Origin of the sequence: Natronococcus pandeyae (assembly GCF_008122205.1) — an archaeon.
Lineage (GTDB): Archaea > Halobacteriota > Halobacteria > Halobacteriales > Natrialbaceae > Natronococcus > Natronococcus pandeyae.
On the sequence record NZ_PHNJ01000003.1, the window covers coordinates 79,147 to 102,177 of the forward strand.

At 63.7% G+C, this 23,031-nt stretch carries 22 protein-coding genes; 17 read left to right on the plus strand and 5 right to left on the minus strand.

Going from position 1 to position 23,031, the window contains the following annotated elements; genetic code table 11:
* The first annotated feature begins 379 nt into the window (after positions 1-379).
* From CV102_RS07055 to aglJ, 4 genes are all read left to right on the plus strand, one after another.
* Entirely contained in the window at positions 380-1,822 is a 1,443-nt protein-coding gene (locus tag CV102_RS07055) for an oligosaccharide flippase family protein (RefSeq protein WP_148857194.1), read from the plus strand.
* Between the two features lie 51 nt (positions 1,823-1,873).
* Positions 1,874-2,608: a UTP--glucose-1-phosphate uridylyltransferase AglF gene (gene aglF, locus CV102_RS07060; RefSeq protein WP_148857195.1), complete on the plus strand. Its 735-nt coding sequence runs from the start codon at positions 1,874-1,876 to the stop codon at positions 2,606-2,608.
* 1,040 nt (positions 2,609-3,648) lie between these two features.
* Positions 3,649-5,028, plus strand: a complete 1,380-nt coding sequence (locus CV102_RS07065) for a Cdc6/Cdc18 family protein (RefSeq protein ID WP_148857196.1) — start codon at positions 3,649-3,651, stop codon at positions 5,026-5,028.
* A gap of 157 nt (positions 5,029-5,185) precedes the next feature.
* Positions 5,186-6,196, plus strand: a complete 1,011-nt coding sequence (aglJ, locus tag CV102_RS07070) for an S-layer glycoprotein N-glycosyltransferase AglJ (RefSeq protein ID WP_148857197.1) — start codon at positions 5,186-5,188, stop codon at positions 6,194-6,196.
* Here aglJ and CV102_RS07075 read toward each other — a convergent pair.
* Positions 6,193-6,522 (minus strand): hypothetical protein, encoded by a 330-nt coding sequence (locus CV102_RS07075; RefSeq protein ID WP_148857198.1) that lies wholly within the window; start codon positions 6,520-6,522, stop codon positions 6,193-6,195. The two genes, aglJ and CV102_RS07075, sit on opposite strands and share 4 nt — an antisense overlap.
* Positions 6,523-6,625: 103 nt before the next feature.
* Between CV102_RS07075 and CV102_RS07080 the strand changes: the two genes are divergently transcribed.
* Entirely contained in the window at positions 6,626-6,835 is a 210-nt protein-coding gene (locus tag CV102_RS07080; protein WP_148857199.1) for a ribbon-helix-helix domain-containing protein, read from the plus strand.
* 388 nt (positions 6,836-7,223) lie between these two features.
* On the opposite strand, the gene CV102_RS07085 is transcribed toward CV102_RS07080, so the two are convergent.
* Both CV102_RS07085 and CV102_RS07090 read right to left on the minus strand, forming a co-directional pair.
* Positions 7,224-7,640, minus strand: a complete 417-nt coding sequence (locus CV102_RS07085) for a hypothetical protein (RefSeq protein ID WP_148857200.1) — start codon at positions 7,638-7,640, stop codon at positions 7,224-7,226.
* Between the two features lie 37 nt (positions 7,641-7,677).
* Complete coding sequence (locus CV102_RS07090; protein ID WP_148857201.1) at positions 7,678-8,361, minus strand: MBL fold metallo-hydrolase; 684 nt, start codon at positions 8,359-8,361, stop codon at positions 7,678-7,680.
* Positions 8,362-8,442: 81 nt separating this feature from the next.
* Between CV102_RS07090 and CV102_RS07095 the strand changes: the two genes are divergently transcribed.
* Together CV102_RS07095 and CV102_RS07100 are read left to right on the plus strand one after the other, a co-directional pair.
* On the plus strand, positions 8,443-9,126 hold the full coding sequence (locus tag CV102_RS07095) for a VOC family protein (RefSeq protein ID WP_148857539.1): 684 nt from the start codon (positions 8,443-8,445) through the stop codon (positions 9,124-9,126).
* 101 nt (positions 9,127-9,227) lie between these two features.
* Positions 9,228-9,719, plus strand: a complete 492-nt coding sequence (locus CV102_RS07100) for a YciE/YciF ferroxidase family protein (RefSeq protein WP_148857540.1) — start codon at positions 9,228-9,230, stop codon at positions 9,717-9,719.
* Positions 9,720-9,847: 128 nt separating this feature from the next.
* Here the strand turns inward: CV102_RS07100 and CV102_RS07105 are convergent, their stop codons facing one another.
* The gene (locus tag CV102_RS07105) at positions 9,848-10,135 is read right to left on the minus strand and encodes a DUF5779 family protein (protein WP_148857202.1); all 288 of its coding nucleotides are present in this window, start codon (positions 10,133-10,135) and stop codon (positions 9,848-9,850) included.
* A gap of 62 nt (positions 10,136-10,197) precedes the next feature.
* Entirely contained in the window at positions 10,198-10,653 is a 456-nt protein-coding gene (locus CV102_RS07110; protein ID WP_148857203.1) for a ferritin-like domain-containing protein, read from the minus strand.
* 157 nt (positions 10,654-10,810) lie between these two features.
* Here CV102_RS07110 and CV102_RS07115 point away from each other — a divergent pair, with 157 nt between their 5' ends.
* The 10 genes from CV102_RS07115 (at position 10,811) to leuB (ending at position 22,788) form a co-directional block, all read left to right on the plus strand.
* Positions 10,811-11,404: a winged helix-turn-helix transcriptional regulator gene (locus CV102_RS07115; RefSeq protein WP_148857204.1), complete on the plus strand. Its 594-nt coding sequence runs from the start codon at positions 10,811-10,813 to the stop codon at positions 11,402-11,404.
* Between the two features lie 440 nt (positions 11,405-11,844).
* Positions 11,845-13,083: a LeuA family protein gene (locus tag CV102_RS07120; protein ID WP_449289627.1), complete on the plus strand. Its 1,239-nt coding sequence runs from the start codon at positions 11,845-11,847 to the stop codon at positions 13,081-13,083.
* Between the two features lie 338 nt (positions 13,084-13,421).
* Positions 13,422-15,242, plus strand: coding sequence for a biosynthetic-type acetolactate synthase large subunit (ilvB, locus tag CV102_RS07125; protein ID WP_148857206.1), 1,821 nt, complete (start codon positions 13,422-13,424; stop codon positions 15,240-15,242).
* Positions 15,239-15,901 carry an acetolactate synthase small subunit gene (gene ilvN, locus CV102_RS07130; RefSeq protein WP_148857207.1) on the plus strand — a complete coding sequence of 221 codons (663 nt, stop codon included), beginning with the start codon at positions 15,239-15,241 and terminating at the stop codon, positions 15,899-15,901. The genes ilvB and ilvN overlap by 4 nt, the downstream gene beginning before the upstream one ends.
* Positions 15,894-16,952 (plus strand): ketol-acid reductoisomerase, encoded by a 1,059-nt coding sequence (gene ilvC, locus CV102_RS07135; RefSeq protein WP_148857208.1) that lies wholly within the window; start codon positions 15,894-15,896, stop codon positions 16,950-16,952. The genes ilvN and ilvC overlap by 8 nt, the downstream gene beginning before the upstream one ends.
* Position 16,953: 1 nt before the next feature.
* Complete coding sequence (locus tag CV102_RS07140; protein WP_148857209.1) at positions 16,954-17,268, plus strand: hypothetical protein; 315 nt, start codon at positions 16,954-16,956, stop codon at positions 17,266-17,268.
* Positions 17,265-18,686 carry a 3-isopropylmalate dehydratase large subunit gene (leuC, locus tag CV102_RS07145; RefSeq protein ID WP_148857210.1) on the plus strand — a complete coding sequence of 474 codons (1,422 nt, stop codon included), beginning with the start codon at positions 17,265-17,267 and terminating at the stop codon, positions 18,684-18,686. The genes CV102_RS07140 and leuC overlap by 4 nt, the downstream gene beginning before the upstream one ends.
* Positions 18,683-19,327 (plus strand): 3-isopropylmalate dehydratase small subunit, encoded by a 645-nt coding sequence (gene leuD / locus CV102_RS07150; RefSeq protein ID WP_148857211.1) that lies wholly within the window; start codon positions 18,683-18,685, stop codon positions 19,325-19,327. The genes leuC and leuD overlap by 4 nt, the downstream gene beginning before the upstream one ends.
* A 138-nt stretch (positions 19,328-19,465) precedes the next feature.
* Complete coding sequence (locus CV102_RS07155) at positions 19,466-21,703, plus strand: S8 family serine peptidase (protein WP_148857212.1); 2,238 nt, start codon at positions 19,466-19,468, stop codon at positions 21,701-21,703.
* Positions 21,704-21,807: 104 nt separating this feature from the next.
* A complete protein-coding gene (leuB, locus tag CV102_RS07160) occupies positions 21,808-22,788 on the plus strand; it encodes a 3-isopropylmalate dehydrogenase (RefSeq protein WP_148857213.1) in 981 nt (326 codons plus the stop codon).
* Positions 22,789-23,031 lie beyond the last annotated feature (243 nt).

Genomic DNA, 23,031 nt, shown 5'->3' on the forward strand with positions numbered 1-23,031 from the left:
GTTCACGTGAATATTGACAAACAGGCACACCTAGTATTAAATCTTCGACAATCTTATATATACACTCGAATATTTCTTATTCAAATTCATTGATATTTAGACTGAATCACAACAGGCAACCCTAAAAGAGCATTCTACCCCATGAGAAATGAGTCAATTAATGTTATATCCATGTTGATATTCTCTCCAGAAGGAGTATCCGCTATTGAATGCGGCTCGAATTAGCCTCCAAATTCTGTTGTCCTTGGTTCATTACCCACCACAGACTCAAGCAAGAAGTGGATGGAGTACTGTGACGAACTCTGCACAAGCGACCAGCAAATCCCCGACCATCCAGACCTACGTGATTTGAAGTAGTTCGGACGATGACAACAGAGTGATGAAGCTCGGGCAGACTTCGGTCGTCTATTTCTTTTCGAAGTTCGGATCCTCTATCGCAGGGTTCGTCGCGACCCTCTACATCGCTCGAGCCCTCGGCGCCGAAGTCTACGGAATCTATGCACTGGCGCTCGCGGTACTCGCCTGGCTCAAGATCGGCGGCAAAATCGGGGTCTCGTCGGCGATCACCAAACGAGTCAGCGAAGGTGAGGATTCGGACGCGTACTTGATGACTGGGCTCGGGATGATGGCAGCGATCTTTACGATCGCCGCGACCGCAGCGATCGTTCTCCGAAACCCGCTCGAGAGCTACATCGGCGCACCGGTCCTCTCAGTTCTGCTGGTGTTGCTCGCGGCCGAACTGTTCCGGTCGTTCACGTCTTCGGCACTCCAGGGACAGCATCTCGTGCACGTGTACGCAGTCCTGGATCCAGTGAACGTCACGATGCGCAGCGTCCTCCAGATCGGTGCGATCGTCGTTGGGTTTAGTGTTGCAGGGCTGCTCGCAGCGTACGCGTTCGCCTCCATCGCGATCGCACTGGTGAGTCTGCTGGTTATTTCCGTCACGCTCACCCGTCCGACGCTTCGACACGCGAAGAGTCTCTTCGAGTACGCGAAGTACGCCTGGCTCGGAAACCTGAAGAAGATGTCGTTCAGCTGGATCGACGTCACCGTTCTCGGTTTCTTCGTCTCCTCGGCGCTCGTCGGCGTCTACTCGATCGCGTGGAGCATCGCCGCGGTGCTGACGATCTTCAGTAAGGGGATCAGCACGACGCTGTTTCCCGAGATCAGCAAGATCTCTTCGCAGGAGGACGTCTCACAGGTATCGAACCTCGTGACCGATGCCCTCCGGTACAACGGCCTGTTCATGATACCCGGGTTAGTGGGGGCTGCGGTTCTCGGCGAACGAATACTGCTCATCTACGGGTCCGAGTTCGTCGTCGGGACGACCGTCCTCCTGATTCTGATCGCTGCCCGGACGATTTACGGCTACCAGAAACAGCTCGTGAACACGATCAACGGCATCGACAGACCCGATATTGCGTTTCGGATCAACGCAGCGTTCGTCGTCGTGAACGTGATACTCAACGTGATCCTCATCTGGCAGTTCGGCTGGCTCGGTGCGGCCGTTGCGACGACGATCGCTGCAGCGGTTACGCTCGTGTACGCGTACTTCGCGACCCGTCGGTTCCTCGAGTTCGACGTTCCCGCTATGGATATCGCGTACCAGTGCGTCGCCGCTCTCTGTATGGGACTCGTCGCGTACACCGTGGTGGCAGTTGGCCCGCCGATGGAGGATTCGATCGTCGGACACCTAACGACGGTTCTCATCGTTGGCGTCGGAGCAACTGTCTACTTCGTCAGTCTGTACGTTCTCTCTCGAGAGTTCCGGACTACGATCGATCGTAACGCCCCCGTCGACGTCCCGTTCGTTCGAGAGTAACGTTCATATCACTCATAAAATATATGCCGGCTCACCGAAACCATTCGAGACATGCAAGCAGTCGTCCTGGCCGCGGGCAAGGGAACCCGCCTCCGGCCACTCACCGAGGACAAGCCGAAGGTCCTCGTCGAAGTCGACGGCACACCGCTCATCGAGGACGTCTTCGACAATCTCCTCGAGATCGGCGTCACCGAGCTCGTCGTCGTCGTCGGCTACCGGAAAGAGCAGATCATCGAGCGCTACGGCGACGAGTACCAGGGTGTGCCGATCACGTACACCCACCAGCGCGAGCAGTTGGGACTGGCCCACGCGATTCTGCAGGCCGAACCACACATCGACGACGACTTCGTGTTGATGCTCGGGGACAATGTCTTCCGGGGCAACCTCGAGGACGTAATCAACCGCCAGCAGGAGGACCGCGCCGACGCGGCGTTCCTTGTCGAGGAGGTGCCGTACGAGGAAGCCTCCCGCTACGGCGTGCTCGACACGAACGAGTACGGCGAAATCGTCGAAGTGATGGAAAAGCCCGACGACCCACCGTCGAATCTCGTGATGACCGGCTTCTACACCTTCACACCCGCCATCTTCCACGCCTGTCGGCTCGTCCAGCCCTCCGACCGCGGCGAGTACGAACTGCCGGACGCGATCGACCTCCTCATTCAGTCCGGCCGGACTATCGACGCGATCCGGATGGACGGCTGGCGGATCGACGTCGGCTATCCCGAGGACCGGGACGAGGCAGACCAGCGGCTGCAAGAGGCCGGCGCCATGTCGCTTGGCGAATAGTCGCGTTCGGGACGGGTCGCTCGAGAGGAGCCGAACCTCGCCAACGCTGCCGACCTCAGTACGGAGTTCCGACGAGTCTGACTGCGAACGTCGGTCCCAACTGTCGGTGTAGAGTGGCACCTGTGTTCTAAACAGTTTGACGCGATGATGGCGAATCCGGATCACCTGCTTTTCAGTATCAACTGATAGAACGAGTCGTCGGCCGATCTGGATTGGGGTCCTGTCCTGGAAGGAGAACGGAACCACCCCTCCCCCACACCGGATTTCAGATGAAACCGTTCGAACGAACGGGAGGGTCCGTTCACGGAGTCTGATCGAGAGTAGCGACGGTAGCTGCCGAAGACACCGGAGAGAACGGTTATCCACCCGCTGAAGGGGCTCTACCGTTCAGAACTCGACGTACTCCCTGTACCTTTATTATATATTTTACTCTAGTGGTAATCTAGTAGTAGTACGCTGTTGGAAGAAGCTAGTTCACGGCCGACTCGTGACAAGTTATCTGTTCCAAACACCATCCGGAATCTTGCTTATATGTGTGCTGTGGATTCCAAGTGGGTGGACCAGAGAGACGGTATCCGCAAGCCGAACCCGCAACGAAACGATGCGAACACCGTTTTTCAGATGAATTCAGTTCGGAACCCGGCTCGAGAGGTCTCGTTCCGCCGAATATCTACGATCGGTTCTGTCGAGAGGTAGCGAACAGAGATCGGCATACTGCGTCTCCACTCGAGTCACCCCGGAGTCGCGACCGATTTCATCTGAAATCCGGTGTGGGTGGGGCTGATCTCGACCGACGACACCTGCTCGGTCGCAGCAGAAATCATCTGAAATCCGGTGTGGGTGCGCTACCCAATCACAACCGGTACCGCGTATCGGCACCGTTCGGTCCCGAAAATTCATCTGAAACGCGGTGTGGGAACGGTAGCCGAACCGTCCCGTGAGCCACCGGGAGAGGACGGAGACGACAGAACGGTGATCCGGTACCGATCGGACGCTGGCGGAGGGAAAGAACTAAGGAAATTTCATCTGAAACGCGGTGTATGCCTTTGCACGTGGAGGGGACGGGGACGCTCGGCGAGTACGCAGCCGAGAACGGCGCTGTCGCCCACTCTCGCTCCGAATCTCGCGACGATCCCCTCTCGGTCCTCGACGAGGAAGACCGTATTTTTGCGAACGAGGACCTGCTTCGAATCGATCACGTCCCCGATCAGAACAAGATCGTCGGGCGGAACAACCAGATCGAGACCGTCGCCCGACGGCTCAAGCCGACGATCTCCGGCGGGACGGGGAAGGGAACGCTCCTGCTCGGCAAATCGGGGTCCGGGAAGACGCTCGTCACGCGGTACGTCAGTCGCGAGGTGGTCGAACGCGGCGAGGAGAACGAGGTTCGAATCGGTCGAGCGGTCATCGACTGTGCCCAGCGCCGGTCGGAGGTTCAAACCGTCATCCACCTCGCGAAGAGCCTGAACGATCCCGAGAAAACGGGGATCACGATCCCTCACTCCGGCATCGCGACGGGCGCCTACTACGACCGGCTCTGGTCGGTCATCGACGAACTCTACGACGCCATCATCGTCGTCCTGGACGAAATCGACCGGCTCGCACCGCCCGACGACGTCCAGAACGTGCCGCCGGAGGAGGCCGACGACAGCAAACTCCTCATGCAGCTCTCGCGGGCGGGCGAGGAGAACGACGTCGACGCGAGCATCACGGTCATCGGCATCAGCAACGACCTCAAGTACGGCGACCGGCTGGACACCCGCGTCGAGAGCTCGTTCTCCCCGGACGAGATCGTCTTCCCGGCGTACGACGCGAACCAGCTCGGCGACATCCTCGAGCGTCGGCGCGACGCCTACCGTGAAGACGTGCTCACGGACGACGTCATCCCGCTGTGTTCTGCGTTCTCGGCGCAGGAACACGGCGACGCGCGGCGAGCCATCGACCTCTTCCGACTCGCCGGCGAGGTCGCCCGCGACAACGACGCCGGCAAAGTCACTGAGAACCACGTCCGCGTCGCGAACGACGACGCCGAAGTGACCCGGATTCAGGATCTGATCCGCGGCTGTCCGACCCAGGCGAAGATCGCGATCGCCGCGCTCGCGACGATGGACGAGTTTACCGACCGCTCGGCGTTCAAGGCGACGGAGATGTACCGCGTCTACCGCGCGTTCGCCGAGGCGATCGACGCGAACGTCCTCGGCAAGAAGCGGATCACCGATCAACTTCGAGAGTACGAGACGCTGAAGATCATCGATATGACCCGGACGAGCGACGGCTACCGGGAGGGAACGTACCTGCAGCTCTCCCTGCTCGACGACTCGAGTCTGCTCCTCCAGACGATCGGACTCGACGAGCGGTGTGCGAACATTCCGATCGACGGACGGATGCGCCAGCACCTCCTCTCGATCGTCGAGACGTAGCGATGTTGATGGCTCCACACCGTGCGCTCGAGTGTGCCTGTCGGGAACGCTCACACGGCGGACGCCACCGGAGTCGTCATCGTTGGACTGAAAGTCACGAGAAAAGACTGGTAACTGACCAGTACCCTTTTGAATACCGACACGGGAGACACGTACAATGGAGAACGATGGGGCCCGCGTGGACGCGGTCGAGCGCGAGACGGAGGCTCTCGTCATGACCGAGACGACGCGGGACATTTCGGCAGAGGAGGTCTGTGTCCTCATCCCGACCCTGAACGAGGCGGCGACGATCGGCGACGTAATCGAGGGTTTCCACGAACACGGATACACGAACGTCGTCGTCGTCGACGGTGATTCCGACGACGATACGCGGGAGGTCGCGCGCGAACACGGCGCTCAGGTGATCACCCAGTCGGGTGACGGGAAGGGACAGGCCGTCCGCGAGGCACTGGAGTACATTACCGTCCCGTACGTGCTGATGGTCGACGGCGACGGAACGTACGATCCGGCGGACGCGGACGCGATGATCGAACCGCTCGCACGCGGCTACGAACACGTGATCGGTAATCGGTTCGCCGACATGGACGACGACGCGATGGCCGCGCTCAACGGGTTCGGGAATCGACTGATCAACCGCTCGTTTCGGTTTGTTCACGGAGCCGAGTACGACGACATCCTCTCGGGGTACCGTGCGTTCACGACCGACTCGTTCGAACGGCTCTCGCTGGATTCGGACGGCTTTACGATCGAGACCGAACTCGCCGTCGAGTGCGTCAAACACGGAGTCGATACGACCGTGATTCCGATCAGTTACAGCGCTCGACCCGAAGAGTCGGAGACGAACCTCCACCCGCTCAAAGACGGCGGAACGATCGTTCTGGCGCTGTACTCCCTCGCGAAGACGAACAATCCGCTGTTTTATTTCGGGAGTCTCGGCGTAGCCGGCATCGCATCCGGCGGCGTTATCGCGATGTACGTCCTCTGGCAGTGGGTCCAGTACCAGCAGGGCCACGAGATCTTGGCGATCGTCTCGGCGGCCGCCATCCTGCTCGGTGTCCAGTTACTCATGTTCGGCGTCCTCTCGGATATGCTCGTGACGCTGCACCGCGAGCAGCGCCGACGCCTCGAGCAGATCACGCGAAACGCGCGCGAGCGAGACGACGATTAGAACGGCAACATCGACCGCACCTGCTGGACGACGCCGTTCGAGTGCTCTCGGCGATACTCCTCGAAGGGTTCGTGGAGCGCGTTCAGCAACTCCTGGCGCGATCCGAACCGGTCGGGTTCGGTCTCCTCGAGCATCTCGCCGAGCGGGACGTCGTTGCCGTGGACGTCGTAGGGGATGTTCTCGTGACCGAGTTCGGCCGCGACATCATCCTTCGTTGCCGGAAACGCGAGATCGGTGTTCCTGAGACGAGCGTCGACGGCAGCGATGCCGAAGTCGACGCTGTCGGGTTTATCGTCGTCGTTGTTCGACGGTGGCCGGACTCCCATGCGTTGTGTGTAGGGGACCACATCTCAAAACCGCTACGGAGACGACCGCGGACCTCTTCTCGAATGCCGACACGTCTTTGAGGGCCGCGACGGAGTATCGTATATGACCGAGTACACCACGGTTTCGATCCCGAAAGACCTCGCTGACCGCGTCGAGGAGACGATTGAAGGAACGAGTTTCCAGAGCACCAGCGATCTGGTCCGGTTCCTGCTCCGAAGTATCGTCATCCAGCACCAGCAACAGGGCGAACTCACCGAGGCGGAGTTCGAGGAGATCGCCGAACAGCTCCGCGGACTGGGCTACCTCGAGTAGGCGAGCGAGTCAGCGGTCCCGATCGAGCGCGACTCCTCGACGCATCGCTTCGATACACACGACGGTGCTGAGAGTACACCGACTCGCTGAGAGAATCGACCACCACGAAAGTCTCACCGTACGCTGCTCACTCACAGTCGTATCTGAACACGGTCCACCGCACGGGCCGAGCAATTTTCCGTCTCGAGTCGGTAGTCGCTAGTGGAGGTTGGGGTACAATGCCACACGTTCCAAACTTCCCCTCTCCCGACGAACCCGAGGACGAAGAACAGCCTTCCGGGAGCATCATCGACCGGATCATCGACGACGGAACCTGGCCGTCGGCCGCCAGCCGCTGATTCGCGCCGCCTCGTTCTCGAGTTATTTTGGTATCGCCGTGCGTTCGACCCTACAGTGACCCCTCCGGCGCGCGGGCGTCGATGATCTCGAGCGGCTGGCGCTCACCCGTGCGATCGAAGGCAGCGAACGATGCGTCGTCGATCTCCCACGGCGGGACCGCGACGAAGATCACTTCCGCGAGGTCGTCCCGCTTCGTTACCTCGAGTTCTCTGACTGGATGAGAGACGAACTGTCCCTGGGCCTGGCGGGCGGGTGTCGAGAGGTCGACGCCGAAGACCGCGTTGACCGCGTTGCCGGGATCCGGAAGGAAAAAGTCCGTGAAGACTGGCGTCTCGGGTGGCACTTCGTCGGCCCCCTCGAGTTCGCTGGCGGGGGTAACGGAGACGCCCGTCGTTACACGGTTCGGATCGGCGTCGCTGGCGAGTTCGATCAGGACGTCGACCAGCGCGCGAGTGACGTATACCACGGTCATCGTAGGAGGGGAGCGAAGTTAGTTGTGTCTCTCAGATCGGGAGCAGTTTTCGCCCGGTTTTGGCGTACAGCAACGGCGCTCGCTTTCGCGACCCGGAGAGGGCGGTCTCGAGCGCGGTCGGCGCGTCGCTCATCACGCCGGCGCCGTGGCCGACGAGCACCCGATCAGGAACGAGATCACCGAGGGCGTCGCGCGGCGGGATCGCCCGTCGCATCGGATGAACGCCGAGGCGTTCGCCCCTGGCGAGGAAGTAGTCGGCCGTCCCAAGTGACTCCGAGACCAGAAGCGTTCGCCGGTCGGGATCGTAGATGGCGACTTCCTGCCAGAACCGGTTGTTGACGATGGTTCGAGTCTTGAACCCGGTGTCGGCGAGTTCGTCGCCGAAGCGGACGACCGGCGCGTCGACCTCTTTCGAGACCCCCTCGAAGAACGCCGGGAGGTAGACGGGGACGTCGTGACGGTTCGCAATGTCGGCGGCGTCGCGGGTGTGTCGATCGAGTGTGACCACGACGCCGGTCACGTCACCGAACTCGGCGAGGAACTCGTCGAGTCCGTCGGTGTCGACGGGGTCGAACACCCACACCTCGCCGTCTCGCTCGAGGGCGTGGCTGGCCCGCTGCATCTCCTCTTCGGGGTGGGCGATCCAGCCAACGCCGCCGTCGAAGCGATCGATCTCCGCGAACTCGGTCGCGTGCTCGTCGACACGGAAGGTCATGCCGACTACTACGTTCGCTCCACTCATAAACGTGGACAGGGCGGCGACGCTTCTATGTCCCCACCCGAAGTAGGAACGACCATGCTCACCGGGCTCTCCTGGCTCGCACTCGAGGTCAAGTACCTCGAGCCGGCACGGCGGTTCTACGAGGAGACGCTGTCGCTGTCCGTTCGCGACGAGCGCGAGAACGAGTGTGGCCTCGCCGCGGGCAAGACGGATCTCGTCCTGCGACGACCCGACGACCTCCCGCGGGGCGGACTCCACACCCACTACGCCTTCTCAATCCCGGCCGACGAGTACGACGAGTGGTGGGATCGGTTAGGCGAGGCGTACGATCTCGAGGAAGCCCGGTTCGGCCCCGCGAAGTCGCTCTACCTGTACGACCCCGACGGCAACTGCGTCGAACTCGGCCAGCAGGACGTCGAGGGACCGGGAATCGACGGTATCTTCGAGGTCGTCCTCGAGGTGGAGTCGCTCGAGCGCGCCCAGTCGTTCTATTCTGACCTCGGCTTCGAGACGGTCGACGCGGGCGACGATCGCAAACGGATTCGGATGGACGGCCCGATGGCGCTCGAACTCTGGGAACCACACCTCGGGATCGCCGACGCCCGTGGCGGCGTCCACGTCGATCTCGGGTTCGAAACCGAGGATCCGCAGGCGGCGCTCGACGCGGTCCGTGATCGCGTCAGCCGAATCGATCGGGACGCGGCCGAAGAGGTCGTCGTTCGCGATCCCGACGGCCACTTCCTGACGTTTGCGACCTGATGGCGCTCCGTCCGGACGCGAGCGACGTCCCGTGGAGACTCCTTCCGAGTGCAGGCCAGCCGTTTATCGACGGCAGTCTCGTCCACCGGGATGGATCGCTCATGACTATCGATACTACCGAAGACCTCTTTGTGACCGGATTGAAGCACGCGTACTACACCGAACAGCGCCTCGTCGACGCCCTCGAGGAACTCGAGGAGACCTCCTCGAGCGAGCAGTTACAGGACGGGTTCGCCAAGCATCGCGAGGAAACCCAGACGCAGATCGACCGCATCGAGCAGGTGTTCGAACAGCTCGATGCGGAGGCCGAAGCCGAGGAAGACCCCGTCATCGAGGGAATGATCGAGGCCCACGAGGACTTCATGAGTCGGGATCCGAGCGAGGAGGCGATCAACCGGTTCAACATCGCCGCCGGGCAGAAGGCCGAACACTACGAGATCGCCACCTACGGCACCCTCGTTCCGATGGCCGACCAGCTCGGCATGGACGACGCCGCCGACACGCTCGAGGAGACGCTTCGGGAGGAACAGGACGAACTCGACACCCTCTCGGAGATGGGTGAGGAGTTCGACTACGGCGAACTCGAGGCCTGAACGTTCGAGTTCGTTCGGGAACCGTCCGCAGTTCGATCCCGCACCGCTCAGCACGCGGTTCGATCTCGCACTCTTTTCCCGACGAACCGACCCTGCTCAGTCTCGAGAACGGCCTCGAAGCTGTCGGTCTAGAGTGGGTCCGTGTTCACGTCGACGCCCGGCGGCGCGACGATCAGAAAGCCCCGGAAGTGAACGAGGCTGCCGCCGGATTCCTTGACGTCGCGCGCGAAGCCGGCCGCCAGGTCGTTGACTTCCCCGTCCACACAGAGGACGAGTACACTGCCGTTCGAGACCGTCTGGAGCCACTTCTCTGCCGGAGTCGTCCCGTCGAGGATGCCGAGGACGATCTCACCCTCGAACTCCTCGTCGATGTGCTCATCCTCGACGGTCCGTAAGTCGAGGTCGAAATCGGTCATGTGGACTCACTCGAAGCGCGACGAGAAAAACGTTCGCTTCCAGAGACCTGTCACCACACGTATCAATCCTGCGGAAATTCTTTCTTGAACCCGCGGAACTCGGTGTGGTGAGCCTCCTCGTCCGCGAGAATCGTCACCGCGACGTCCTCGGTGACCGGGTCGTTGGCCTCCTCGGCAGCCTCGAGCAGCGATCGGTAGGTCTCCATCGCCTCCTCTTCGGCCTCGAGGACGCCGTCGATGACCGACTGTACGTCGGTCGTGTCCTCGGGCGGCTGAAGACTGGACTGGCGCGCCTCGAACGACTCCGATCCGGGCGGGGAGTGATCGAGTTGCTTCAGTCGATTCCCCAGTAGCCGGGCGTGCTCGAGTTCCTCGTCGACGTCCGTCTCGAGGCTCTCTTTGACCTCCTCGGCGTGGACGCCGTCCAGTACGATGGCGTTCGTCAGGTAGTTCATCACGGTCTCGAGTTCGTCGATGTACGCCTCCGTCAGCAGGTCGGTGACTTCGTCAGTCGTCATTGCGCACCGGCCTACCACGGACGGGGGTATAATCCTCACACGCGGTTTCGTGACCAGTCCGTTCGCCCGGGACATCGGCCCTACGGAACGCTCCACTGGCCGCACGGTCCGCCGGCTGCACGGTACACTCTTGGCGCGAGCGCTCCAATCGACGCCTATGCGCGAGCTCGACGAGACCGATCTCGAGATTCTCGAACTCCTCGCAGCCGATGCCCGCCGTCCGTACAGGGAGATCGCCGACCACGTCGGGCTGACGCCACCGGCCGTCTCCGATCGCATCTCGCGGCTCGAGGACCAGGGGATCATCCAGGGCTTTACGATCGACATCGATCGTGGAACGCTGCGCGGTGACGTGCCGGTACTCGTCGAACTGGAGCCGACCCCCGATGCGGTCGCCGACGTCTACGCGGCTGCCGGCGCCCTCGAGGGCGTCGAACACGTCTTCGAGACGATGGACGGCCGCGTGGTCGTCCACGCGGCGATCCCGGACACCGACGCGCGATCCTGGCTCGAGCGGGAGATCGACCTCGCGACGTTGAGCGGCTACGACGTCGCGCTGTGCAACCGCTCGGAGCGAATAACCGATCTCGCGGCGACGGGGTTCGCACTCGAGTGCGTGGTCTGTGGCAAACAGGTCACCAACGACGGAGTGACGGCCACGGTCGACGGCGAGATCAAGACGTTCTGCTGTACCTCCTGTGAGGACCGGTACGTGAGCCGGTACGAGTCCCACCGCGACGCGCTCGAGTGAACGACACTACCACCGATATGACCGATCGGCGTTCGAGTGCGTGCCCGATTGTAACACGTTGCAGTTCCGTCGTCTGCAGCCTCCTATCTTCCCAGCATATCGATTACGTCTGATCACACGTGCTGAAAGAATCTTGTAGGTGTGCACACGTCTAATTATCCGAGTCTATACTAATTGTTAGTGACCGTGTGTCCACCGGAGAGCGCGCGCCAGCGCCCCGAAAATAATTCCAGTATACTTACAGAGAAATATATGGGGTGTATGCTGGAAATAAAATAGCCGTACGGGTGACGTCCCGTATGATAATAGGATCACTGCTCAGTAATAGGCCGTTGATGTCTTGCGGTTTTCCGACGCCGGGCGACTACTGTCTGGGTTGACACGTCACGACATACCTGATACAGCGCCAGCTTTATATACATCGTCGGGCCTCGGAACGGATACAATGTCTTCACAAGGCAACCCAACCTCTGATACCAGTCAGGGGGGTCGAGTTCTTCCAGGGCACGTTAGATTCCACTGACGAAATCGAGTCAGCACGTGTCTTCGATACGACCCTCCGGGACGGCGAACAGTCGCCCGGAACGTCGTTCTCCGCCGACGATAAACGGCACATCGCATCGATTCTGGACGAGATGGGAACCCACGTTATCGAGGCGGGATTCCCGGTCAACTCCGATGCGGAGTTCGAAGCCGTTCGTGATATCGCGTCCTCGACGTCGACGACCACCTGCGGGTTGGCCCGCGTCGTCGACAAGGACATCGAAGCGGCGCTGGATTCCGGCGTCGAGATGGTGCATACGTTCGTCAGCACCAGCGACGTCCAGATCGAGGACTCGATGCACGCCACGCGAGAGGAAGTCGTCGAGCGCGCCGTCGAGTCGGTCGAGCGTATCACCGACGCGGGAGCGATCTGCATGTTCTCGCCGATGGACGCGACGCGGACCGACGAGGCGTTCCTGCTCGAGGTAATCGAAGCGGTCAGCGAGGCCGGCACGGACTGGATCAACATTCCGGACACCTGTGGCGTCGCCACGCCGAACCGGTTCCGGGCCATGATCGAGAAGGTCTGTGCACACACCGACGCGCGAGTCGACGTCCACACCCACGACGACTTCGGGCTGGCCACCGCCAACGCGCTGTCCGGCATCGAAGCGGGGGCCGACCAGGCCCAGGTGTCGGTCAACTCGATCGGCGAGCGCGCCGGCAACGCCGCCTACGAGGAGTTCGTGATGGCCGTCGAGTCGGTCTACCAGTGCGATACCGGGATCGACACGACGCGAATTATGGAGCTCTCGGAGACCGTCGAGGAGCGAAGCGGCGTCCCGACGCCGGGCAACAAGCCGGTCGTCGGCGACAACGCCTTCTCCCACGAGAGCGGCATCCACGCCGCCGGCGTCATCGAGAACTCCGACACGTTCGAACCCGGCGTCATGACCCCGGAGATGGTCGGCGCGACGCGTCGACTGGTCATGGGGAAACACACCGGGACGCACTCGGTCCGCGAACGCCTGTGCGAGTCCGGGTTCGACCCCACCGACGAACAGGTGCGCGAGGTCACCCGTCGGGTCAAGGACTACGGTGCCGAAAAGCGCCGGATCACGGTCGACGATCTGGAGCGATTCGCCGAGGAAGCTGGCGTCGAGCGCCAGCAGGAGCCAGAGGAGGTGCGAATCTGAGGGATGCCTGCCCCGTTCGCTACAGGCCGGGAGCCCCGGCTATCGCGGCAGCGTTCCCACCAGCGTTCGCGCCAGCATTGCCCGGGCCGGAACTATTATTACGACTGGCGGGCTTACGAGATGAGTAATGACGGATCGCGCTTCACCATCGGCTCGCGCTCGTGCAGCCGACGGCAGCGCGCTCGCTCGCATTCGTATTGTAGGGGCCAACTAGCCCCTCACCTACTCCTTCCTCGATTCCGGCCCGTATCCATCGCATCGCCTTCAGAGCGACCAGCAATCCAGCAGATGACATCATCCAGAGCAACGGACCGCCCCAACGCGGCAGGAGACCATCGATGAGCGAACGCGCAGCATCGGTTCCCACGACAGAAGAACAGCACGACGATCAGGATCCGACTCCCGACGACGCGGACGAGTCGGCCGACGCCGACGCGACTCCAGAACCGGCGTCGGAAACCGAACAGAAGCCGGTCACCACCGGTGCGGAGTCCGTCGTCCGCGCGCTCGAGAACGCGGGCGTCGAACACGCCTTCGGCGTGCAGGGCGGCGCGATCATGCCCGTCTACGACGCCCTCTACGACTCCGAGATCACCCACGTGACGATGGCCCACGAGCAGGGCGCATCGCACGCGGCCGACGCCTACGGCATCGTCTCGGGCGAGCCGGGGATCTGCCTGGCCACGTCGGGGCCGGGCGCGACGAACCTCGTCACCGGCCTCGCCGACGCCGACATGGACTCGGACCCGATGGTCGCGCTGACCGGCCAGGTGCCGACCGAGTTCGTCGGCAACGACGCCTTCCAGGAGACCGACACGACGGGCGTCACGACGCCAGTCACGAAGGACAACACGTTCTCGAGCGAACCGGATCGCGTCGGAAGCGACGTCAGCGAGGCGTTCGCGCTCGCCCGCGAGGGCCGACCCGGACCGACGCTAGTCGACCTGCCGAAGGACGTTACCAATGCCGAGACCGACCGCGAACCCGACGCGCCCGCAGTGCCCCACACCTACGAGGTCCAGGAGCGTGCGGATCAGGAGATCGTCGACGTCGCGGCCGAACGGATCGAGACCGCCCAGCGTCCCGTCATGCTGCTCGGCGGCGGCGTCATCAAGGGCGAGGCCAGCGAGGCCTGTCGCGAGTTCGCCGTCGAACACGAGATCCCGGTCGTCACGACGATGCCCGGCATCGGCTCGTTCCCCGAGGATCACGAGCTATCTCTGGAGATGGCGGGCATGCACGGCACCGGCTACGCCAACATGGCGATCACCCACTGTGACACCATGCTGGCGATCGGCACCCGGTTCGACGACCGCCTGACCGGCGGCATCGAAACCTTCGCGCCCGACGCGGAGGTCATCCACGTCGACATCGACCCCGCAGAGATCTCGAAGAACATCCACGCGGACTACCCGCTGGTCGGCGACGCCGAAACGGTCGTCAACCAGTTGAGCGAGGCGGTCGACACCTCGCCCCAGGCCACGAAGTGGCGCGCCCAGTGCCAGCAGTGGAAGTCCGACTACTCGATGGCCTACGACACGCCCGACGACGAACCGGTCAAGCCGCAGTTCGTCGTCGAGGCCCTGGACGAGGCCACGAGCGACGATGCGGTCGTGACGACTGGCGTCGGCCAACACCAGATGTGGGCCTGCCAGTACTGGACCTACACCGAGCCCCGGACCTGGGTCTCGAGTCACGGTCTCGGAACGATGGGCTACGGGCTACCGGCGGCGATCGGGGCCCGCTTTGCGGCCGACGACGACCAGGAGGTCGTCTGTATCGACGGCGACGGCTCGTTCCTGATGACGCTGCAGGGACTGTCTGTGGCCGTCCGCGAGAACCTGGACATCACGGTCGCCGTGCTCAACAACGAGTACATCGGGATGGTCCGCCAGTGGCAGGACGCCTTCTTCGACGGCCGTCACTCCGCGTCGGACTACGGCTGGATGCCCGAGTTCGACAAACTCGCCGAGGCGTTCGGCGCGCGGGGCTTCCGGATCGACGACTACGACGACGTCGCCGACACTATCGACGCCGCGCTAACCTACGACGGCCCCTCCGTGATCGACGTCCACATCGATCCGCAGGCGAACGTCTACCCGATGGTTCCGAGCGGCGGCGACAACGGTCAGTTCGCGCTGACGGAGGACCAGCTATGACTGGCGGTCTCGAGGGGCCATCCCCCGAGGAGCGACCGACCCCGGCCGGTCGGCGCAACAAGCAGGGGATCCGCATCGATCCGGAGATCGAAGCGAAGCACGACCCCCGACGCACCGTCATTTCGGTGCTGGTCGAACACGAACCCGGCGTGCTCTCGGACGTCTCGGGACTGTTCTCGAGGCGGCAGTTCAACATCGAGAGCCTGACGGTCGGCCCGACGGCCGACGATGATCGCGCCCGGATCACCCTCGTCGTCGAGGAGCCCGATCCCGGCATCGACCAGATCAAAAAGCAGCTTCGAAAGCTGCTGCCGGTCATCGCCGTGCGGGAACTCGAGCCCGACGCGATGCGCCGGGAACTGGCGCTCGTGAAGGTCAACGCCGAGCGCCCGGACCGGGTCGCCGCCGTCGCGGACATGTACGACGCGAAGACGGTCGACTCGAGTCCCGAGACGGCGACCATCGAGATCACCGGCGCCCGCCAGAAGATCGAGGCCGCGATCGAGACGCTCGGCCAGTTCGGCATCCGCGAGATCGCTCGAACCGGGACGACGGCGCTCGCTCGCGGCACCGACGACACCGCGGTGCCGCCGACGGAATCGTCCGCCACCGAGGCGAAGCAGACGAAGCAGTTTACCCAACCAGCAGACGATGACTGAAGACGAATTCACCACCGAGATCTACTACGAATCGGACGCAGACGAATCCCACCTCGACGACGTAACCGTCGCCGTCCTCGGCTACGGGAGTCAGGGCCACGCGCACGCGCTCAACCTCCACGAGAGCGGCGTCGACGTGGTCGTCGGCCTGCGCGAGGACTCCTCCTCGCGCGACGCCGCCGAAGCGGACGGCCTCACGGTTACGACGCCGGTCGAGGCGGCCGCGCAGGCGCAGGTCGTCTCGATGCTGGTCCCCGACACGGTCCAGCCCCACGTCTACGAACAGATCGAGGACGAACTCGAGGCCGGCGATACGCTCCAGTTCGCCCACGGGTTCAACATCCACTACAACCAGATCCAGCCCGCCGACGACATCGACGTGACGATGATCGCGCCGAAGTCGCCGGGCCACCTCGTCCGACGCAACTACGAGAACGGCGAGGGGACGCCGGGACTGCTCGCGGTCTACCAGGACTCGACGGGCGACGCGAAGGAGCGCGCGCTGGCCTACGCGAAGGGCATCGGCTGCGCCCGCGCGGGCGTCGTCGAGACGACGTTCCGCGAGGAGACCGAGACCGACCTCTTCGGCGAGCAGGCCGTCCTCTGTGGCGGCATCGCCGAGCTGATCAAAGCCGGCTACGAGACGCTCGTCGACGCCGGCTACAGCAAGGAGATGGCGTACTTCGAGTGTCTCAACGAGATGAAGCTCATCGTCGATCTGATGTACGAGGACGGAATCGGCGCGATGTGGGATTCGGTTTCGGACACCGCCGAGTACGGCGGGCTCACCCGGGGCGACGAGATCATCGACGATCACGCCCGACAGAACATGGAAGAGGTCCTCGAGCAGGTCCAGAACGGCGAGTTCGCCACCGAGTGGGTCGCCGAGAACCAGGCGAACCGACCCGTCTACACGCAGCTCAACCAGGCCGAGAAGAACCACGAGATCGAGGAAGTCGGCGAGCGCCTCCGCGGGCTGTTCGCGTGGGAAGAGGGACAGGAATCCGAAGCGGAAGACGACGAGGAACGAACCCGAGTCCAGGCAGACTGACATGACACGATCGAATCAACAGACCACGAGCGACCAGTCGATGGGGAACGTCAGCCACACGAATCCCTACACCGGGGAGACGGCCGGCCGCCTGTTCAGCCGCGGCCCGACCGTCGTGGCCGACGGCGGGGAGCGGGACTCCGAGGAGACCCGCTCCGACGGCAATCCTGCCGCGACGGATCCCCAGCACAGCAGCGACGAAACGATGAAAAACGTCGACCACACGCCGCCACACGGCGCCGAAGACGCCAACGAGGTCTTCGAGCGCGGGCGCGAGCACGGCCGCGAGTCCGAGCGGGGAGTAGACGACGTATGAGTCGGGGAACGCTGTACGACAAGGTGTGGGACCACCACAAGGTGACGACGCTGCCGACCGGACAGGACCAGCTGTTCGTCGGTCTCCACCTCATCCACGAGGTCACAAGCCCGCAGGCGTTCGGAATGCTGCGCGAGCGCGACCTCGAGGTCGCCTACCCCGAACTGACCCACGCGACGGTCGACCACATCATCCCGACGGCGGACCAGTCCCGGCCCTACGAGGAAGAGGCCGCCGAGGAGATGATGAGCGAACTCGAGCGCAACGTTCGCGAGGCGGGAATCGAGTTCTCGGATCCGAACTCGGGCGACCAGGGGATCGTCCACGTCGTCGGGCCGGAGCAGGGCCTGACCCAACCCGGCAAGACGATCGTCTGTGGCGACTCGCATACGTCGACCCACGGCGCGTTCGGCGCGCTCGCGTTCGGGATCGGCACCTCCCAGATCCGGGACGTGCTGGCGACGGGCACCCTCGCGTTCGAGAAACAGAAGGTCCGCAAGATCCAGGTCGACGGCGAACTCGGCGACGGCGTCGAGGCGAAAGACGTCATCCTCGAGATCATCAGCCGTCTGGGCACCGAGGGCGGCGTCGGCTACGTCTACGAGTACGCCGGCGAGGCCATCGAGAGCCTCGGGATGGAAGGTCGGATGTCGATCTGCAACATGTCGATCGAGGGCGGCGCCCGCGCGGGCTACGTCAACCCCGACGAGACCACCTACGAGTGGCTCGAGGAAACGGACTACTTCCAGGAGAACCCGGAGAAGTTCGAGGAACTGAAGCCGTACTGGGAGTCGATTCGATCGGACGAGGACGCGGAGTACGACGATATCGTCCGCATCGACGCCGACGAACTCGAGCCGGTCGTCACCTGGGGTACGACCCCGGGCCAGGGGATCGGCATCTCCGATCCCATTCCGGCACCGGAAGACCTGGCCGAGGACAAGCAGGACACCGCACGACGCGCCCAGGAGCACATGCGCGTCGAACCCGGCGAGACGATGGAAGGCTACGACATCGACGTCGCCTTCCTCGGCTCCTGTACCAACGCTCGACTGCCGGACCTGCGACGTGCAGCGGAGATCGTCGAGGGCCGTGAGGTTCACGAGGACGTCCGCGCACTCGTCGTCCCCGGCAGCCAGCGCGTCCAGGAGACCGCCGAGAAGGAAGGCCTGAAGGACGTCTTCGAGGACGCCGGCTTCGAGTGGCGAAACGCCGGCTGTTCGATGTGTCTGGGCATGAACGAGGACCAACTCGAGGGCGACGAGGCCTGTGCCTCCTCCTCGAACCGGAACTTCGTCGGCCGCCAGGGATCGAAGGACGGCCGCACCGTCCTGATGAACCCGCGGATGGTCGCCGCGGCGGCGATCACCGGCGAGGTCTCTGACGTGCGCGATCTGAAGGAGGTGACGACGGTATGACGAGCGAAACTGACGAGGTCGAAATTCCGGAAGTCGACTCCGCGTCGGGCTCCGGTATCCCGATCCGTGGGAACGACATCGACACGGACCAGATCATCCCCGCCCGGTTCATGAAGGTCGTCACCTTCGACGGCCTGGGCGAGTTCGCCTTCTTCGATCTCCGGTTCGACGAGAACGACGATCAGAAGGACCACCCGTTCAACGAGGACCGATTCCAGGACTCCTCGGTGATGGTCGTCAACAGCAACTTCGGCTGTGGCTCCTCGCGCGAACACGCGCCCCAGGCGCTGATGCGCTGGGGAATCGACGCGATCATCGGCGAGAGCTTCGCCGAGATTTTCGCGGGCAACTGTCTGGCGCTCGGTATCCCGACCGTGACGGCGGACAGCGAGACGATCCAGGAGCTCCAGGAGTGGGTCGACGAGCACCCGGACGAAGAACTCGAGATCGACATCGAAGCGGAGACCGTCACCTACGGTGACGAGACGATCGACGTCACCGTCGACGACGCCCAGCGCAAGGCGCTCGTCGAGGGCGTCTGGGACACGACGGCGCTGATGAAGTCGAACACGAGCGCGGTTCGGCAGACGGCCGAGGATCTCCCGTACGTCGAGGACGCGGCGATCCCGGAAGCCGAGTAGACCGTTCTCCAGTTTTCGCGACACCTTCTTCGCTACTCGAGCGACAGCTGGTCACTCTCGGACGCGAGTCGCCCCGACTCGATCGTCACGGACTCGTTCCCGAAAACATATGATATAGTGACTTAATTTCTATATTGAATGTCTCTGCGTCTGGGGGTTAGCTACCGAGTAGGATGCTTCTGTCTGGCGGTCGTGTTTCTCTCGCTGGCTCTCGCTGTCGGCCCAGGGACGGCGGTGGCGGCCGGGGACCCTGTCGAGGCGTCCGGCACGACCGACGAGGTTTCGATCGATCCGGAACTCGAGGACACCGACGGCGACCGCTCCGTTATCGTTCAGTTCGAGGACGAGTCGAGCGACGATCCCGCGGCGAAGCAGGCCGATGTGGAGACGACCCAGCGCGGCTTCCAGGAGTACGCGAACGCGACCGACGGAGTCGCGGTCGAGAGACAGTTCTGGATCACGGACGCCACACTCGTGACCGTCGACACCGATCGAGTGTCGCTCGCGGAACTGGCGGCCCTCGATGGGGTGAGCGAAATTCGGACCGAGAGTGTGATCGCCGTCTCCACGGCCAACGGGGCCGAGGGCGCGGCCGACGACGGCAATTCGTCGAACGGATCGTACGCGCCGGGACTCGAGCAGAGCAACGTCTCGTCGGCCTGGGACACGTACCACACGAGGGGTGACGGTGCGTCGGTCGCCGTCCTCGACTCCGGTGTCGACGGGAGCCATCCGGATCTCGAGGTCGCGAAGTGGAACGATTTCGGCGACGCACCCGCGGCAGAACCGACCGCGTACGACGATCACGGGACGCACGTGTCGGGTGTCGTCGCCGGCGGAAACGAGAGCGGAACGCACGTTGGCGTCGCACCCGACGCCGATCTCTACCACGGGGCGGTCATGACCGACTGTGAACGGGATCGCTGTGTCGGATACGAGCGTCACATCCTCGCGGGAATCGAGTGGGCCGTCGAGGAAGCCGCCGACGTCGCCGTGCTGAGCCTCGGCTGGGACGGGTACAGCCCCGCCACGATCGACGCGATCGAGAACGCGAACGACGCCGGAACGCTCGTCGTCGCCTCGAGCGGCAACGAGGGCGAGGGGAACTCCACGTCACCGGGGAACGTCTACGACGCGATGAGCGTCGGCGCAGTCGACGAGTCGGGGTCGGTTCCCGACTTTTCGGGGGGCGAAACGATCGAGACGCGCGAGGCCTGGGGAACCGACGCACCCGATCGGTGGCCCGAATCGTACACCGTCCCGACGGTCGTTGCGCCTGGAACCGACGTCGAGAGTACGGTCCCAGACGGTGGCTACGAGACGAAGCGCGGGACCAGTATGGCGGCCCCGTCGGTCGGCGGCACGGCCGCGCTCGTTCAGTCGGCGACGGCGGCGGATCTCGGGTCCGACGACCTCGAGAGTGCACTGACGGAGTCTGCGACCGTGCCGGCCGACCGGGAGGGAGACGTCCGGTACGGTCACGGCGTCGTCGACGCCGCGGCGGCGATCGACGCGGCCGGCGGGCACGCGACACTCGAAGGGACGGCCACGGATACGGTGACCGGCGATCCCCTCGCGAACGCCTCGGTCGTAATCGTCGCGGCGGACGGCACCGAACGCGAGACGACGACCGACTCCGACGGGACGTTCGAGTTCACCGGACTCCACGGTGAGCAGGAGCACGACGTTACCGTCGAGCACGACGGCTACGAACCGGAGACCGAGACGACGCGGATTCCGGCGGACGAGACGACTGAAATCGATGTCGCACTCGCCGGAAGCGCGTCGATCGACGTCACGCTCACCGACGCGCAGTTCGGCGACGACGTCGAGGACGCGACGGTCGTCGCAAACGGGACGCGCGGGACGTATCCAGCTAAGTACGTCGGTGACGGCACGTACCGGATCGAGCACGTACCCCGCGGCGAGTACGATCTCCTGGCGGACGCGCCGGGCTACGTCGAGCGCGATCGGGTCGTCACAGTCACCGCACACGACCGGGTCAGGGAGTCGTTCGAGTTAGAGGGCGACGCGACGCTCGAGGTCGCCGTCGAAACCCAATCGGGTGAACCAGTCGAGAACGCGTCCATCACGCTCGAGCGCTCGTCCGGCTCCGCACTCGAACCGGACGAACGAACGGACGAGAACGGCACGCTCACGGCGGTCGTCGCCGGGGTAGACGGATCCTATTCGATCGAGGTATCGGCTCCGGAGTTCGAGACGACGGTCGTCGAGTCCGGCCCGGTCGAGACCGGATCGACGGGAGCCGTCACCGTCTCGCTCTCGGATACCCGCGAGTCGGTGTCGCATCTCGGCGCGCTGGCGGCGGCGTTCGCGTTGGTCGCGGTCGGCGTCGCGCGTCTGGCTCGATCCTGACGCTCGTCGTCACGCGAGTTTCGGATCCGACGGCCGCGCCTGGCCGCCGGGCAGTACTCGTGGTATTCGATACCCTCTTTTCCTCCGGGGAGCGAAGGTTTTGCATGACTCACGAGATCGCCGTCGTTCCCGGCGACGGAATCGGACGAGAGGTCACACCCGCAGCGGTCGACGTCCTCAGCGCGCTCGAGATCGACTTCGAGTTCGTCGAGGCCGACGCCGGCGACGCGGTTGCGGAGGAAACCGGCGAGGCGCTGCCACAGGAAACGTACGACCTCGCGGCGTCGGCCGACGCGACGCTGTTCGGTGCCGCTGGCGAGACCGCCGCGGACGTCATTCTCCCGCTTCGAGAGGCGGTCGACTCCTTCGTCAACGTCCGGCCCGCGAAAGCGTACCCGGGTATCGACGCCGTCCGCCCCGAGACGGATCTGGTCTTCCTCCGGGAGAACACGGAGGGGGTCTACGCGGGTCACGAGGATCGACTCACCGAGGACGTCGCGACGCTGACCCGCGTCGTCACCCAGTCGGCCTCGCGTCAACTCGCGGAGTTCGCCTGCGAGTACGTCTCCGAGGGCGATCACGACGGGTTCACCATCGCGCACAAGGCGAACGTCATGCGGGAGACGGACGGCGTCTTTCGCGATACGGTTGCAGCGGTCGCCGACGAGAACGGCGTCGAGACCGACGAGGTGCTGATGGACGCCTTCGCGACGCGGATCTGTCTCGATCCGACGCAGTTCGACGTCGTCGTCTGTCCCAACCTCGCGGGCGACGTCCTCTCGGATCTCGCGGCCGGACTCGTCGGCGGACTCGGCCTCCTTCCCTCCGCAAACGTCGGTCCCGAGCGCGGGCTGTTCGAGCCAGTCCACGGCACCGCACCCGACATCGCCGGCGAGGGCGTCGCGAACCCGGCCGCGACGATCGTCTCCGCCGCGATGTTGCTCGAGTACCTCGGCTACGACGAGGAGTCCGACGCAGTTCACGAGGCAGTCGAGTCGACGCTCGAGAACGGCCCGCGAACGCCGGACCTCGGCGGCGACGCGAGCACGGAGGACGTGACGAACGCGATCATCGATCGCCTCTAGGAGAGCGCCTTACGTCAGGTCGTTCTGCGTTCGTTTTTAGATCCCAGAGTGAGAAATCATGGCGGTGTTGAGAGTACACCGACTCGCCGAGAGAATCGACCACCACGAAAGCCCCTGGACCGCTCGGATCGGGGGCTCGTTGCGCGCTCGCTGCGCTCGCGTGCTTGCGTCGCCCGCCGTCCCCGAGCGGCCCAGCCCCTTTCAATCCCACCCGGGTCGGCTGCCTGGCCAGCTATCGTGAGT

Bases quoted from the DNA above. Each gene is read 5' to 3' on its own strand.
- CV102_RS07055 (WP_148857194.1), top strand. From the start codon at position 380: ATGAAGCTCGGGCAGACTTCGGTCGTCTATTTCTTTTCGAAGTTCGGA.
- aglF (WP_148857195.1), top strand. From the start codon at position 1,874: ATGCAAGCAGTCGTCCTGGCCGCGGGCAAGGGAACCCGCCTCCGGCCA.
- CV102_RS07065 (WP_148857196.1), top strand. From the start codon at position 3,649: ATGCCTTTGCACGTGGAGGGGACGGGGACGCTCGGCGAGTACGCAGCC.
- aglJ (WP_148857197.1), top strand. From the start codon at position 5,186: ATGGAGAACGATGGGGCCCGCGTGGACGCGGTCGAGCGCGAGACGGAG.
- CV102_RS07075 (WP_148857198.1), bottom strand. From the start codon at position 6,522: ATGGGAGTCCGGCCACCGTCGAACAACGACGACGATAAACCCGACAGC.
- CV102_RS07080 (WP_148857199.1), top strand. From the start codon at position 6,626: ATGACCGAGTACACCACGGTTTCGATCCCGAAAGACCTCGCTGACCGC.
- CV102_RS07090 (WP_148857201.1), bottom strand. From the start codon at position 8,361: ATGACCTTCCGTGTCGACGAGCACGCGACCGAGTTCGCGGAGATCGAT.
- CV102_RS07095 (WP_148857539.1), top strand. From the start codon at position 8,443: ATGCTCACCGGGCTCTCCTGGCTCGCACTCGAGGTCAAGTACCTCGAG.
- CV102_RS07100 (WP_148857540.1), top strand. From the start codon at position 9,228: ATGACTATCGATACTACCGAAGACCTCTTTGTGACCGGATTGAAGCAC.
- CV102_RS07105 (WP_148857202.1), bottom strand. From the start codon at position 10,135: ATGACCGATTTCGACCTCGACTTACGGACCGTCGAGGATGAGCACATC.
- CV102_RS07110 (WP_148857203.1), bottom strand. From the start codon at position 10,653: ATGACGACTGACGAAGTCACCGACCTGCTGACGGAGGCGTACATCGAC.
- CV102_RS07115 (WP_148857204.1), top strand. From the start codon at position 10,811: ATGCGCGAGCTCGACGAGACCGATCTCGAGATTCTCGAACTCCTCGCA.
- ilvB (WP_148857206.1), top strand. From the start codon at position 13,422: ATGAGCGAACGCGCAGCATCGGTTCCCACGACAGAAGAACAGCACGAC.
- ilvN (WP_148857207.1), top strand. From the start codon at position 15,239: ATGACTGGCGGTCTCGAGGGGCCATCCCCCGAGGAGCGACCGACCCCG.
- ilvC (WP_148857208.1), top strand. From the start codon at position 15,894: ATGACTGAAGACGAATTCACCACCGAGATCTACTACGAATCGGACGCA.
- CV102_RS07140 (WP_148857209.1), top strand. From the start codon at position 16,954: ATGACACGATCGAATCAACAGACCACGAGCGACCAGTCGATGGGGAAC.
- leuC (WP_148857210.1), top strand. From the start codon at position 17,265: ATGAGTCGGGGAACGCTGTACGACAAGGTGTGGGACCACCACAAGGTG.
- leuD (WP_148857211.1), top strand. From the start codon at position 18,683: ATGACGAGCGAAACTGACGAGGTCGAAATTCCGGAAGTCGACTCCGCG.
- CV102_RS07155 (WP_148857212.1), top strand. From the start codon at position 19,466: ATGTCTCTGCGTCTGGGGGTTAGCTACCGAGTAGGATGCTTCTGTCTG.
- leuB (WP_148857213.1), top strand. From the start codon at position 21,808: ATGACTCACGAGATCGCCGTCGTTCCCGGCGACGGAATCGGACGAGAG.